Annotated in this window: 11 protein-coding genes and 1 pseudogene; 10 read left to right on the forward strand and 2 right to left on the reverse strand. The window is 54.0% G+C overall.

From position 1 onward, the window contains the following. The first annotated feature begins 164 nt into the window (after positions 1-164). The 6 genes from rplM (at position 165) to QZ506_RS15405 (ending at position 3,017) form a co-directional block, all read left to right on the forward strand. Complete coding sequence (rplM, locus tag QZ506_RS15380; RefSeq protein WP_196908474.1) at positions 165-593, forward strand: 50S ribosomal protein L13; 429 nt, start codon at positions 165-167, stop codon at positions 591-593. Between the two features lie 15 nt (positions 594-608). Beyond that, positions 609-1,001: a 30S ribosomal protein S9 gene (gene rpsI, locus QZ506_RS15385; protein WP_291972221.1), complete on the forward strand. Its 393-nt coding sequence runs from the start codon at positions 609-611 to the stop codon at positions 999-1,001. A 354-nt stretch (positions 1,002-1,355) separates the two neighbouring features. Further along, entirely contained in the window at positions 1,356-1,997 is a 642-nt protein-coding gene (gene sspA, locus QZ506_RS15390) for a stringent starvation protein SspA (protein ID WP_291972222.1), read from the forward strand. Positions 1,998-2,003: 6 nt separating this feature from the next. Continuing rightward, complete coding sequence (sspB, locus tag QZ506_RS15395; RefSeq protein ID WP_291972224.1) at positions 2,004-2,504, forward strand: ClpXP protease specificity-enhancing factor; 501 nt, start codon at positions 2,004-2,006, stop codon at positions 2,502-2,504. A gap of 45 nt (positions 2,505-2,549) precedes the next feature. Next, positions 2,550-2,738 carry a hypothetical protein gene (locus tag QZ506_RS15400; protein WP_291972226.1) on the forward strand — a complete coding sequence of 63 codons (189 nt, stop codon included), beginning with the start codon at positions 2,550-2,552 and terminating at the stop codon, positions 2,736-2,738. 9 nt (positions 2,739-2,747) lie between these two features. Continuing rightward, complete coding sequence (locus QZ506_RS15405) at positions 2,748-3,017, forward strand: GFA family protein (protein WP_291972228.1); 270 nt, start codon at positions 2,748-2,750, stop codon at positions 3,015-3,017. A gap of 64 nt (positions 3,018-3,081) precedes the next feature. Here QZ506_RS15405 and QZ506_RS15410 read toward each other — a convergent pair whose 3' ends face one another. Together QZ506_RS15410 and gltB are read right to left on the reverse strand one after the other, a co-directional pair. Next, positions 3,082-4,500: a glutamate synthase small subunit gene (locus QZ506_RS15410; protein ID WP_291972230.1), complete on the reverse strand. Its 1,419-nt coding sequence runs from the start codon at positions 4,498-4,500 to the stop codon at positions 3,082-3,084. A 9-nt stretch (positions 4,501-4,509) separates the two neighbouring features. Then, positions 4,510-8,970 (reverse strand): annotated as a pseudogene (gene gltB / locus QZ506_RS15415) (glutamate synthase large subunit). Positions 8,971-9,642: 672 nt separating this feature from the next. Between gltB and QZ506_RS15420 the strand changes: the two are divergent. From QZ506_RS15420 to QZ506_RS15435, 4 genes are all read left to right on the forward strand, one after another. Continuing rightward, entirely contained in the window at positions 9,643-10,575 is a 933-nt protein-coding gene (locus QZ506_RS15420; RefSeq protein ID WP_291972232.1) for a TIGR01212 family radical SAM protein, read from the forward strand. A gap of 85 nt (positions 10,576-10,660) precedes the next feature. Next, a complete protein-coding gene (arcB, locus tag QZ506_RS15425) occupies positions 10,661-13,009 on the forward strand; it encodes an aerobic respiration two-component sensor histidine kinase ArcB (RefSeq protein WP_291972234.1) in 2,349 nt (782 codons plus the stop codon). A gap of 336 nt (positions 13,010-13,345) precedes the next feature. Further along, on the forward strand, positions 13,346-13,999 hold the full coding sequence (gene elbB / locus QZ506_RS15430; protein WP_291972235.1) for an isoprenoid biosynthesis glyoxalase ElbB: 654 nt from the start codon (positions 13,346-13,348) through the stop codon (positions 13,997-13,999). A 140-nt stretch (positions 14,000-14,139) separates the two neighbouring features. Beyond that, on the forward strand, positions 14,140-14,420 hold a 281-nt coding region (locus QZ506_RS15435; protein WP_291972237.1), incomplete at its 3' end, for a helix-turn-helix domain-containing protein.

Genomic DNA, 14,420 nt, shown 5'->3' on the forward strand with positions numbered 1-14,420 from the left:
TGCAACAACGTTTTTTTCCCCGGAACGTTAATCGCGCCGGCATGGCTATTCGAAGGGGTAGGTTTGCTGGACTAGATGCCGTGTGAACCTCGACACTTTATTTCTGAATTTATTGAAGCGGTTGGGTGTTCACCAACGTGTAACTTAAATTGGGTAAGCTTTTAATGAAAACTTTTACAGCTAAACCAGAAACCGTCAAACGCGACTGGTATGTTGTTGACGCGACCGGTAAAACTCTGGGCCGCTTGGCTACTGAACTGGCTCGCCGTCTGCGCGGTAAGCATAAAGCGGAATACACCCCGCACGTCGATACTGGTGATTACATCATCGTTCTGAACGCTGACAAAGTTGCTGTAACCGGCAACAAGCGTAACGACAAGATTTACTATCACCACACCGGCCACATCGGTGGTATCAAGCAAGCGACCTTTGAAGAGATGATTGCCCGCCGTCCTGAGCGTGTGATTGAAATCGCGGTTAAAGGCATGCTGCCGAAGGGCCCGCTGGGTCGTGCTATGTACCGTAAACTGAAAGTTTACGCAGGTAACGAGCACAACCACGCGGCACAGCAACCGCAAGTTCTGGACATTTAATCGGGATTATAGGCAATGGCTGAAAATCAATACTACGGCACTGGTCGCCGCAAAAGCTCCGCCGCTCGCGTGTTCATCAAACCGGGCAACGGCAATATCGTTATCAACCAGCGCAGCCCGGAGCAGTACTTCGGTCGCGAAACTGCCCGCATGGTAGTTCGTCAACCGCTGGAACTGGTCGACATGGTTGGCAAACTGGATCTGTACATCACCGTTAAAGGTGGTGGTATTTCCGGTCAAGCGGGTGCCATTCGTCATGGTATCACCCGTGCGCTGATGGAGTACGATGAGTCTCTGCGTTCTGAACTGCGTAAAGCGGGCTTCGTTACCCGTGACGCGCGTGAAGTTGAACGTAAGAAAGTCGGTCTGCGTAAAGCACGTCGCCGTCCTCAGTACTCCAAACGTTAATTTCTGGCGTTTATCGCTGCAAATCAACGCAAAAAACCCGGTGCTCGCATCGGGTTTTTTTTGTCTTGCATTCGTCTCATCGGGCTAATTCTGCCCGCATTTCATCTCTTCAGATAAAAAATAATCCTGCTTTTCTGATAGTTAGTAATGAAATTTCGCTTCTTTCGCCACAGAACGCACAAAATCTGGTAAACTGCTCGCCGATTTTGTGCCTGTATGCCAGCCGGCAATTTTCCCGAATGTTGATGCCGCCAGACGTTTTTCTTGTGGACAATCACGTACAGTGATTCCGGGCTATGCAGGATAGCGCCGTTTAGTTATTAGTCGTATTTCTCGATAAACTTGGAGGTTTTCATGGCCGTCGCTGCCAACAAACGTTCGGTGATGACGCTGTTTTCTGGTCAGTCCGACATTTTTAGCCATCATGTTCGCATCGTCTTGGCGGAAAAGGGCGTGAGTGTCGAGATTGAGCTGGTGGATATGGATAACCTGCCACAGGATCTTATTGACCTCAATCCCTATGGCTCCGTGCCGACGTTGGTCGATCGCGAACTGACGCTGTATGAATCTCGTATCATCATGGAGTACCTAGATGAGCGTTTCCCTCATCCTCCGTTGATGCCGGTTTACCCGGTGGCGCGCGGTACCAGCCGCCTGATGATGCACCGCATTGAATCCGATTGGTATTCTCTCTTGAAAAAAATCATGCAGGGGAATGCACAAGAAGCGGATGCGGCGCGTAAACAACTGCGTGAAGAGTTGTTGGCCGTTGCACCTGTGTTCAATGAAGCGCCTTATTTCATGAGCGAAGAGTTCAGCTTGGTCGATTGCTATCTGGCACCGCTGCTGTGGCGTTTGCCGTTGCTGGGCATCGAATTGACGGGCGCAGGGGCGAAAGAGCTGAAAGGTTATATGACGCGCGTCTTCGAGCGTGATGTTTTCTTGGCATCCCTGACCGAAGCCGAGCGTGAAATCCGTTTGCACACCCGAGGTTAAACCTGTATGGCGTTGTCTCAACTGTCTCCGCGCCGTCCGTATCTGTTGCGGGCTTTTTATGATTGGCTGCTTGATAATCAATTAACGCCGCATCTGGTGGTTGATGTATCGCTGCCGGGCGTAATGGTGCCAATGGAATTCGCCCGTGATGGGCAGATAGTACTGAATATCGCACCGCGTGCGGTAGGTGGCCTGGAGTTGGCTGATGACAGCGTGCGTTTTAACGCCCGCTTTGGAGGCGTACCGCGTCATGTTTATGTCCCGATGGCCGCTGTGCTGGCTATTCACGCCCGTGAAAACGGCGCTGGAACCATGTTTGAGCCTGAGCCCGACTATGAGCTGGATAACCTTACGGATGTGCAGGGTGAGGCATTGACGCCGGGTGTGGTTATGTCGGTTGTGGATAACGAGCAACAAGACAACGTGACGGAGACTAACCCGCCTGATGATCCACCACCACCACCGGCGCCGTGCGGTGGGCGACCATCGTTACGTGTGGTGAAATAATCACATTCACAGAAAAGGGGCAACCGTCGGTATGCCCTTTTTTTTATGGCAACCGCATTGATAAAAATCGATAACCGTTTGCGGCAGGAGGACGTGATGAAAATGACCAAAGGCCAGTGCTTATGCGGCGCAGTCACCGTCGAAGTACCGGAAGCGTGTGTACATGAGGTCAGCGTGTGTCATTGCAACATGTGCCGCCAGTGGGGCGGCGGACCGCTGTTGGCGGTTGAGTGAAAACACGATATGACACTGCGCGGTGAAGAGAATGTCACCCATTACCGCTCGTCAGAATGGGCAGAGAGTACGTTCTGCCAAATCTGCGGCACCCATCTCTATTACCTGCTGCTAGAAACGCAAACCTATGAACTGTCTGCGGGGATATTCCCAGATGATCGCAAACGGTTGGTGAGTCAGATTTATATTGAAAGCAAACCGGATTTTTATGATTTTGCCCAGCAAACGCCGATGCTGACAGAGCAGGAAATCCTCGATCAGTTCAATAGCAATAGCTAAATCATTCGCATAGTGCGCACAAGAAAAAGGCGGCTAGCGCCGCCTTGATGGATGGCGTTGCCGATTACACTTCCAGATAGTTCATGATGCCATCCGCGGCCTTGCGGCCTTCGGCAATGGCTGTCACCACCAGATCGGAACCGCGTACCGCATCGCCACCGGCGAAGATTTTCGGGTTGCTGGTCTGGAATGCGCTCTCGCTCTGCTCAGGGGCCACGATGCGCCCTTGGCTGTCCAGATCCACGCCGTGTTTCGCCAACCATTCCATCTTGTGCGGACGGAAACCAAACGCCATGATCACGGCGTCTGCTTCCAGCACATGCTCGGAGCCTTCGACGATTTCAGGACGACGGCTGCCATTGGCATCCGGCGCACCCAGTTCAGTACGCGCCATTCTTACGCAGCAGGCTTTACCGGCACCGTTGATTTCGATGCTGAGCGGTTGCAGGTTGAACAGAAATTCCACGCCCTCTTCGCGCGCATTTTTCACTTCGCGCTTGGAGCCGGGCATGTTGACTTCGTCACGACGGTAGGCACAGGTCACGTGGGTTGCACCGTGGCGCACCGAGGTACGCACGCAGTCCATCGCGGTATCACCGCCACCCAACACCACAACGCGCTTGCCGCTCATGTCGGTATAGGGTTCATCCGGCGTAGTTTCAAAGCCCATCAGTTGCTTGGTGTTGGCAATCAGGAACGGAAGTGCGTCGTACACGCCCGGCGCGTCCTCGTTTTCCAATCCGCCACGCATGGACTGATAGGTGCCGACACCTAGGAATACCGCGTCGTAATCGGCGAGCAGGGTCTCCAGCGCAATATCTTTGCCAATCTGGGTGTTGAGTTGGAACTCAATACCCATCTCACTGAAGATTTCACGGCGTTTGATCATCACCTCTTTCTCCAGCTTGAAGGCCGGAATCCCGAAGGTCAGCAAACCGCCAATTTCCGGATGACGATCGAACACCACCGCCTGCACACCGCTGCGTGCCAACACATCGGCACACGCCAACCCTGCCGGGCCCGCGCCCACAATGGCAACCCGCTTGCCGGTGGGTTTCACGTGAGACAGGTTGGGTTTCCAGCCCATTTCGATCGCTTTGTCATTGATGTAGCGTTCGATATTGCCGATGGTGACCGCGCCAAACTCCGCATTAAGCGTACAGGAACCTTCACACAGTCTGTCTTGCGGGCAAACGCGTCCACACACTTCCGGCAGACTGTTGGTCTGGTGCGACAGCTCAGCTGCTTCGATAATGCGCCCTTCGTTTGCCAGTTTCAGCCAGTTGGGAATGTAGTTGTGTACCGGGCACTTCCATTCGCAATAGGGGTTACCGCAGGCCAGGCAGCGGTCTGCCTGCGCCTTGGACTGGCTTTCGGAAAAGTGTTCATAGATTTCCACGAACTCGATTTTGCGAATCTTTAACGGCTTTTTCGGCGGATCAACACGCTGTAAGTCGATAAATTGATAAACGTTCTGACTCATAATGCCCTCTTACTGCGCCTGATCCCGCAATTCTGCTGCGGAACGACTACGATGCCCTAATAATGCCTTAACATCACTCGACTTGGGTTTCACCAGCGCGAAACGCGATGCCCAGACCGGCCAGTTGGCGAGGATCTCTTCGCCGCGCTGGGAACCGGTGTGCTGCACGTGCTCGGTGATCAGGGCGCGTAAGTGCTCTTCGTGAATCGCCAGATCGTCGACCGACAGCACTTCCACGAGCTCAGGGTTGACGCGCTTACGGAACTCACCGTCTTCATCCAGTACGTAGGCGAAACCGCAGGTCATGCCTGCGCCAAAGTTAACGCCTGTGCGGCCCAATACGCAGACGATACCGCCCGTCATGTACTCACAGCCGTTGTCGCCGATGCCTTCCACCACGGTGATGGCACCGGAGTTACGCACGCCGAAACGTTCGCCCGCCCGGCCAGCGGCAAATAGCTTGCCGCCAGTCGCGCCGTACAGGCAGGTGTTGCCGATAATGCTCGCTTCATGACTGCGGAACGCGGAGCCAACCGGTGGACGCACGGAGATGCAACCGCCAGCCATGCCTTTGCCCACATAGTCGTTGGCGTCACCGGTCAGCGTCAGTTCCACGCCGCCTGCGTTCCATACGCCGAAGCTTTGTCCGGCAGTGCCAGAGAAGTTGGCTTTGATCGGGTCGCTTGCCAGCCCCTGATCGCCGTGCTGAGAGGCAATAGCACCGGATAGCGTTGCACCGACGGAACGGTCAGTGTTGCGGATATCAAAGTAGAGCGCTTTGCTCTGTTTCGCTGCGATGTGCGGTTGTGCCTGAGACAGCAGCACCTTGTTCAACAGCCCATCATCAAACGGCGGGTTGCTCTCGGTGCAGTACAGCGCTTTGCTCGGTTGCGGCTGCGCAGTTTGCAGCAGCGCAGAGAGATCCAGTTTGTTCTGTTTGGCTGTGAAGCCATCCAGTTCCACCAGTAGATCGGTACGGCCAATCAAATCAACCAGTTGACTAACACCCAGCTCCGCCATTAGTAGACGGGTTTCCTGCGCAATAAAGTTGAAGTAATTGATCACACGCTCAGGCAGACCGTGGTAGTGATCGCGGCGCAGCTTGTCATCCTGCGTGGCGACGCCGGTAGCACAGTTGTTCAGGTGGCAAATACGCAGGTATTTACAGCCGAGTGCTACCATTGGGCCGGTACCGAAGCCGAAGCTTTCTGCGCCCAGAATCGCCGCTTTGATGATATCAACGCCGGTTTTCAGACCACCGTCCACTTGCAGACGGATTTTGTGGCGTAACCCGTTAGCCACCAGCGCCTGCTGGGTTTCCACCAGCCCCAGTTCCCACGGGCAGCCAGCATATTTCACTGAGCTGAGCGCGCTGGCACCGGTGCCGCCGTCATAACCGGCGATGGTGATCAGGTCGGCGTAAGCTTTGGCTACGCCGGTCGCAACGGTACCCACGCCCGGTTCAGAAACCAGCTTGACCGAAATCATCGCTTTCGGATTGACCTGCTTCAGGTCAAAAATCAACTGAGCCAAATCTTCGATAGAGTAAATATCGTGGTGCGGCGGCGGTGAAATCAACGTTACGCCCGGCACGGAGTAGCGCAATCTGGCGATGTACGGTGTCACTTTATCGCCCGGCAACTGACCGCCTTCTCCGGGTTTGGCCCCCTGTGCCACTTTAATCTGAATTACGTCAGCGTTGACCAGATAAGCAGGGGTAACACCGAAACGACCAGAGGCCACCTGCTTGATACGTGACACCTTATTAGTGCCGTAACGCGCCGGATCTTCACCACCCTCACCGGAGTTGGAGTTACCGCCAATGGTGTTCATGGCTTCCGCCAGAGACTCATGTGCTTCGGGGCTCAGCGCACCGATAGACATGGCGGCGGTGTCAAAGCGCTTAAACAGCTCGCTGGCCGGTTCTACGTCGTCAACCGGGATGGCTACGCCTTCCTGCGGTTTGATGGCCAACAGGTCACGCAGCGTCGCCACCGGGCGTTCGTTGACGTGTTTGGCATATTCCAGGTAGTCGCTGTACTCGCCGCTTTTCACAGCTTGTCGCAGGCTGTTAACCACATCCGGGTTATAGGCGTGGTATTCGCCGTCGTAAACGAATTTCAGCAGGCCACCCTGTTCTAGCGTTTTGCGCTTCAACCAAGCGCGTTTTGCCAGATTTTGCAGGTCTTGCTCGAAATCGCCGAAGTTGGCACCACCAATACGGCTCACTACCCCGTGGAAGCAGAGCGCTGATAGCTCTTTGTGCAGGCCCACTGCTTCGAACAGCTTGGAGCAACGGTACGACGCGATAGTTGAGATGCCCATTTTGGACATGATCTTGTGCAGGCCTTTGTTGATACCGTTGCGGTAGTTGAGCATTACCGTGCGGTAAGGCTTCTCGATGGTGTTGTTGTCCACCAGTCGAGCCAGTGACTCATACGCCAGATACGGATAGATAGCCGTAGCGCCGAAGCCCAGCAGAACGGCGAAATGATGCGGATCGCGGGCGCTGGCAGTTTCAACAATCAGGTTGGCGTCGCAGCGCAGGCTCTTTTCCACCAGGCGGTGCTGAATGGCACCCACCGCCATTGGCGCCGGAACCGGTAAACGGTGCTCGCTGATGGCACGGTCGGAAAGCACCAGCAACACGGCACCTTCACGCACTTTGCGCTCGGCTTCTTCACACAGCGCCTCAACGGTTTGCTGCAGTGACTTCTCGCGCGGATCAAAGGTCAGATCCAACGTTTCAGCGCGGTCGTGCTGCTGGTCTTGGGTGAGCAACTGAGTAAAGTCGGAGTACAACAGGATTGGCGATTTGAAACTCAAACGGTGCGCCTGACCTTCGGCTTCACAAAATACGTTCATTTCGCGGCCAATACAGGTTGCCAGCGACATTACGTGCGCTTCACGCAGCGGGTCGATCGGCGGGTTGGTCACCTGCGCAAACTGCTGACGGAAGTAGTCGTAAATGATGCGCGGGCGGCTGGAGAGCACGGCAAACGGGGTGTCATCACCCATTGAGCCTGTCGCTTCCTGGCCGTTTTCGCCCAGTACGCGCACAATCTGGTCCAGCTCTTCGCTACTGTAGCCGAACTGCTTCTGGTAGGTTTCCAGCAGGTTGTCATCCAGCTTACGGCTGCCGACCTGATCGTCCGGCAGTTCTTCAAACGGCACCAGACGCTTGACGTTGCGTTCCATCCACTCTTTGTACGGGTGGCGGCCTTTGAGGTCGTTGTCGGTTTCGTTGGAGTGCAGAATGCGGCCTTCGAGGGTATCGATAACCATCAGTTCGCCGGGGCCAACGCGGCCTTTTTCCACCACTTCGTCCGGCTGATAATCCCAAATCCCCACTTCAGAGGCGCACGTGATCAGCTTGTCTTTGGTGATGACGTAGCGCGCCGGGCGCAGACCGTTACGGTCCAGGTTACAGGCCGCATAGCGACCATCGGATATGACGATACCGGCCGGGCCGTCCCACGGCTCCATGTGCATGGAGCTAAAGTCAAAGAACGAACGCAGTTCCGGATCAATGTCCGGGTTGTTCCGCCAGGCGGGCGGCACCAGTAAACGCATGGCGCGCACGATATCCATCCCGCCGCTCAGGAACAGCTCCAGCATGTTATCCAGAGAGCTGGAGTCAGAGCCTGTTTCGTTAACGAACGGTGCGGCATCTTGCAGATCGGGGAGCAGCGGCGTTTTAAATTTGTAGGCACGTGCCCGCGCCCATTGACGGTTACCGGCAATGGTATTGATTTCGCCATTGTGCGCCAGATAGCGGAACGGCTGGGCCAGCGGCCAGCGCGGCACGGTGTTGGTAGAGAAGCGTTGGTGGAACAGACAGATGGCCGATTCCAGACGCAAATCCGCCAGGTCCAGGTAAAAGCGCGGTAAATCCGCCGGCATACACAGACCTTTATAGATGTTGATCATGTTGGAGAAGCTACAAACGTAGAACTCTTTATCCTGAATGCGCTTTTCAATACGGCGGCGCGCCATAAACAGGCGACGCTCCACATCGCGCGGCGACCATCCCGCAGGAGCATTGACAAAAATCTGTTCGATGCGCGGCAGTGAGGAGAGGGCAATTTCACCAAGCACGTCTGGGTTGGTGGGCACTTCACGCCATCCCAGTACGGACAAGGTTTCATTTTGCAGTTCTTCTTCCACAATGCGACGTGTAGCGCGGGCCAGATCCTGGTCCTGATTGAGGAACATCACGCCCACGGCGTAATTCTTCGCCAACCGCCAGCCGTGCTCTTCGGCCACCAGTCGGTAGAAACGATCGGGTTTTTGTAATAACAAGCCGCAGCCGTCGCCGGTCTTGCCATCAGCAAGGATCGCGCCACGGTGCTACATACGGGCCAGCGCGTGAATCGCAGTACGCACGACCTTGTGGCTCGGTTCACCTTCTATATGGGCGATCAATCCGAAACCACAGTTGTCTCTCTCTTGGGATGCATCGTACAACATATCTCAGTGAACCCCCCAGGCTCTGTGTTACTCTCACAACCTACCTCGTTCGGCACCGTGGCGTTGAACGGTGGCGGATGACGGGGTCGCACATCCTGCCGTTCTCTTCTTCGGCCTCTCGTGACGGTCTTACAAGTGGACTATGACTTGCTTTAAGAGGGAGTCTTTCTTTTCTAACTGCATAAATATGACGAGTCGCGGACTCGTCGGTAAAGCTTCCAGCGGACTCCCAAATTAGCGAGAAAGCCAGTTCAGGTCAAATATCAATGCAAAATGTGCGATTAAGAGATAATATTTAGTTATCATTATGAAAATAAATTTTTTTTAAAAAAAATCTCCGTTGGACTACGCCTTGATGGCCGGATGAAGTGTGAGCTGTATCACTATGCAAAAGCGTGAACATCTCGTCACCCTGCTGCGTTATCTCTATGTTATAGAATATTCTGCTGTGGATATCCACTTTTAGATTTAATGAAACTCTTTTTAAGTAATGATTCATCTTTTCATGACGCGCGCGTAAGGGATTAGAAACTTTAATCAGTGTATATGTGAGTTTTTTTCACTAAAAGCGAATAAAAATGCATTTCATTGGGATGTGCGTGATTGATCGCGGTCATCGCGAACGCTGGAAGAGAAGGGTCGTCTGCTTTCCCTCAGGGGGTAGGTTAGAATATGCAATTGCAAAAATTAATCAATATGTTTGGCGGGGATTTGCAACGTCGTTATGGCGAAAAGATTCATAAACTGACGCTGCACGGCGGATTTAACTGCCCAAATCGGGATGGTACGCTCGGGCGGGGAGGTTGCACATTCTGCAATGTGGCCTCCTTTGCCGATGAGGCCATGCAACGCCAAAGCATTGCCGAACAGCTCAACACGCAGGCGGGCAAGGTCAATCGCGCCAAACGTTATCTGGCCTATTTTCAGGCTTATACCAGTACCTATGGCGAAGTGCAGATGCTGGACCGTCTTTATCAGGAGGCGTTGCAACAAGCCGAGATCGTCGGCCTGTGCGTGGGTACGCGCCCCGATTGTGTGCCGGACAGCGTGCTGGATCTGTTGGCAGGTTACCATGCGCAAGGCTATGAGGTGTGGCTGGAACTGGGGCTACAGAGTGCCTGGGATAAAACGCTACATCGCATCAATCGCGGTCACGATTTTGCCTGCTATCAGGAAACGGTGCAGCGTGCGCATCAGCGCGGTTTACGCGTGTGCTGCCACCTGATTGTCGGATTGCCGGGCGAGCGTGCCGAGCACTGCATGACGACGTTGCAACGCGTGGTGGATACCGGCGTTGAAGGCATCAAGCTTCACCCTCTGCATATCGTTGACGGTAGCATTATGGCTAAGGCGTGGCGCGCCGGGCGGTTGAGCGAATTACCGCTGGGCACCTACGTCGCCACGGCCGGCGAGATGATTCGCCATACGCCACCAGAGGTCGTGTTCCATCGTATTTCTGCCAGCGCCCGGCGGCCGACGCTGCTGGCACCGTTATGGTGCGAAAACCGCTGGACCGGGATGGTGGAACTGGATTTATACCTTCAGGCTCATGGGGTGCAAGGCTCTGCTTTCGGCCAACCATATCAACAGGTTATCTTAGGGTAATGTTAACGTGTTGTGCTGATTGTCTCACCGCATCGTGCTGAGTTTTACGTTATGATGGCGCGGTGGGTATCCAAGGAAATTCTCTATGAAGCAGATCCGGTTGTTGGCGCAGTACTACGTCGATTTGATGGTAAAGCTCGGGCTGGTGCGTTTTTCACTGTTGCTGGCCTCGGTGCTGGTGCTGCTGGCGATGGCCGTGCAGATGGCAGTCACGCTGCTGCTGACCGGCAAGGTCGAAGACATCGATGTCGTTCGCTCCGTATTTTTTGGCCTGTTAATCACCCCCTGGGCGGTCTATTTCCTCTCCGTGGTGGTGGATCAGTTGGAGGAGTCGCGCCAACGTCTGGCTAAGTTGGTGGCGAAGCTGGAGGAGATGCGCCTGCGCGACCAGACGCTGAACGATCAGCTAAAGGTCAATATTGCCCAGCTCAATCAGGAGATTGCCGATCGCGAAAAAGCAGAAGAGGCGCGTCTGATGATGCTGAGCAAGCTCAAAGAGGAAATTGCCGGACGCGAACAGGTGCGGGTGGAACTGGAGCAACAATCAGCGCTGTTACGATCATTTCTGGATGCCTCGCCGGACCTAGTTTACTACCGCAATGAAAATAAAGAGTTTTCCGGCTGTAACCGCGCCATGGAACTGCTGTTGGGTCGCAGCCAGAAACAGCTGGTGGGTCTGACGCCGAAAGACGTTTACACCCCCGATGTGGCGGAAAAAGTGATGGAAACGGATGAAAAAGTGTTCCGTCACAACGTGTCACTCACCTATGAACAGTGGCTGGTCTATCCTGACGGGCGCAAAGCCTGTTTTGAACTGCGCAAGGTGCCTTTCTACGACCGAATGGGCAAGCGACACGGGCTGATGGGTTTTGGGCGCGATATAACTGAGCGTAAACGCTATCAGGACGCGTTAGAGAACGCCAGTAGGGATAAGACCACCTTCATCTCAACGATCAGCCACGAGCTTCGTACGCCGCTTAATGGCATTGTTGGCCTCAGTCGCATCCTGCTCGATACTCACCTGGATGCGGAACAAGAAAAATACCTCAAAACCCTGCATGTCAGCGCCATCACGCTGGGCAATATCTTCAACGACGTGATCGAGATGGACAAGCAGGAGCGCCGCAAGGTGCAACTGGATAATCAGGCTATTGATTTTATTGGTTTCCTGGCGGATTTGGAAAATCTGGGCGGTTTGCTGGCGCAGCCGAAGGGGTTGCAACTGGTCGTTGAACAGCATCCGCCGTTGCCACAGCGGGTGATTACCGATGGTACGCGTCTGCGCCAGATTCTGTGGAACCTGCTCAGTAACGCGGTGAAATTTACCCAGAAAGGGAACATTGTGGTGCGTGTCTGGCACGACGTGGGCGATCAGTTGCGCTTTGATGTCGAAGACTCCGGCATGGGCATTCCCAAAGATGAGTTGGAGAAAATTTTCGCCATGTACTATCAGGTAAAAGACAAACATGGCGGTAAACCGGCGACCGGTACTGGCATCGGCTTGGCGGTTTCCAAGCGTCTGGCGCAGAACATGGGCGGTGATATTCATGTCACCAGCACGCAGGGCAAAGGTTCTTGCTTTACGCTGACCGTTACCGCCCCAGCGTTGGAAGATGAGGTGATTGTCGGCGGAGAGGATGGGTTGCCGTTACCCGCGCTCAACGTGCTGCTGGTGGAGGACATCGAGCTAAATGTGGTGGTCGCGCGTTCGGTGCTGGAGAAACTGGGCAGTAGCGTGGAAGTGGCGATGACCGGACAGGAAGCGCTGACGATGTTCGATCCGGACGAATTCGATCTGGTGCTGCTGGATATCCAACTGCCGGACATGACCGGGCTGGATGTGGCGCGTGAGCTGCGCAAAAAATATGCCGGACAAAACGTGCCGCCGCTGATTGCTTTAACGGCTAACGTACTGCGCGATAAAAAAGAATATCTCGATGCGGGTATGGACGATGTGCTTAGCAAACCGCTGGCGGTGCCTGCATTAACCTCTGTTATTAAACAGTATTGGGACTATCAGGATGAGCCTGAGCAAGCCACCACCGATGTGTCGGAGCAGGAACCGGTTCGAGAAGCGTTGCTTGATATTCCCATGTTGCAACAATATCTGGATTTGGTTGGACCGTCGTTGATCCATCAGAGCGTGGCGATGTTTGAGCAGATGATGCCCGGTTATCTTGCCGTGCTGGATTCCAATATGACAGCACGCGATCAGAAAGGCATCGCGGAAGAGGGGCACAAAATAAAAGGTGCTGCCGGTTCCGTTGGGTTGCGCCATCTACAGCAGGTGGCCCAGCAAATCCAGACCACTACGCTGCCCGCCTGGTGGGACAACGTGCAGGAGTGGATTGACGAACTGAAACACGACTGGCGGCACGATATTGACGTATTGAAATCCTGGGTGGCTGAACAGGAAAAACGCGCCCGCAAATAGCGGGTGCACGCCAACGCGGTGCGATAAATCGCGGTGTGGGCATCGTTAGGGAGAGGAAAAGGATTTTCAGGGGCCTAAAAAAATGACCCCGACCGAGGCCGGGGTGCGCGAATTATGCGCCAACACCAGGGGAACTATACACCTGCTTGATAATTATCAGCAGTTTCAGTTAGCAGGTGCGAGTATTCGCAACGTCATAAGGTGACGAACCGCTCAAGCAACAAAATAGCAAATGCAGAAATCGTTGTTACAAGAATCGTTAAAACGTGTGATGTAGATTAGTGTTTGTCAATCAAAAAATCAATTAGTTGATGTAATGAAATGAAGGAAAATATGATGAAACGAGTCGGCATCGTTCTGAGCGGTTGCGGCGTCTATGATGGCGCCGAAATTCACGAAGCAGTGCTGACGCTGCTTGCCGTCGATCGTGCGGGGGCTCAGGCGGTATGCTTTGCGCCAGATAAGCCGCAATTTCATGTGGTTAATCATCTGACGGGTGAAGTAACTGGTGAGAATCGCAATATTTTAGTCGAGTTCGCTCGGATCACCCGTGGCAACATCCAGCCACTGTCGCAGGCGGATGCCAGCCAATTGGACGCATTAATTGTTCCCGGCGGTTTTGGTGCGGCGAAGAATCTTAGTGATTTCTCGACAGAAGGCGCGGTGTGCCAGGTTGATGAATCATTGGCGTTACTCACGCAAGAAACTTATAAGCAGAACAAACCAATTGGTTTTATTTGCATCGCTCCGGCACTGTTGCCAAAACTGCTGGGGGAGTCGGTGAGAGTTACAATTGGAAATGATATCGATACCGCAGAATGTATAGAAGAAATGGGTGGTACGCACATTGTTTGCCCGGTGAATGATATTGTGGTCGATGCGCAGCACAAAGTGGTGACGACACCGGCTTACATGCTGGCGAACTCCATTAGCGAGGCGGCCAAAGGCATCGATAAGCTGGTTGAACGTGTTTTGGGCTTTGCCGAATGAGAGTGTGGGGCAAAAAACGCGGTGTGATCCCTGGGATAAATGTATTAGTCGCGACTAAATCTGACACTGTACCTTGAAAGGTTGAGAGTTACCGGTTTTGATATGGGTGCCTAATCCTTAAACAAAACGCGGTAACTCTCATGCTTCATACTAACAATCCCATTATCAAACACAAAGCCGGCCTGCTCAATCTCGCCGAAGAACTCGGTAACGTATCAAAAGCCTGCAAGATCATGGGCGTGTCACGCGATACATTTTACCGCTATCAGGAACCGGCTGCTGAAGGTGGCATTGATGCGCTGGTTAACCAGAACCGCCGGGCTCCGAACCTGAAGAACCGCGCCGACGAAGCCACTGAACGCGCGGTTGTTGATTATGCTATTGAGTTCCCGCCCCATGGGCAGCACCGGACCAGTAATGA

It is taken from the genome of Candidatus Symbiopectobacterium sp. (genome assembly GCF_020054415.1).
GTDB lineage: Bacteria > Pseudomonadota > Gammaproteobacteria > Enterobacterales > Enterobacteriaceae > Symbiopectobacterium.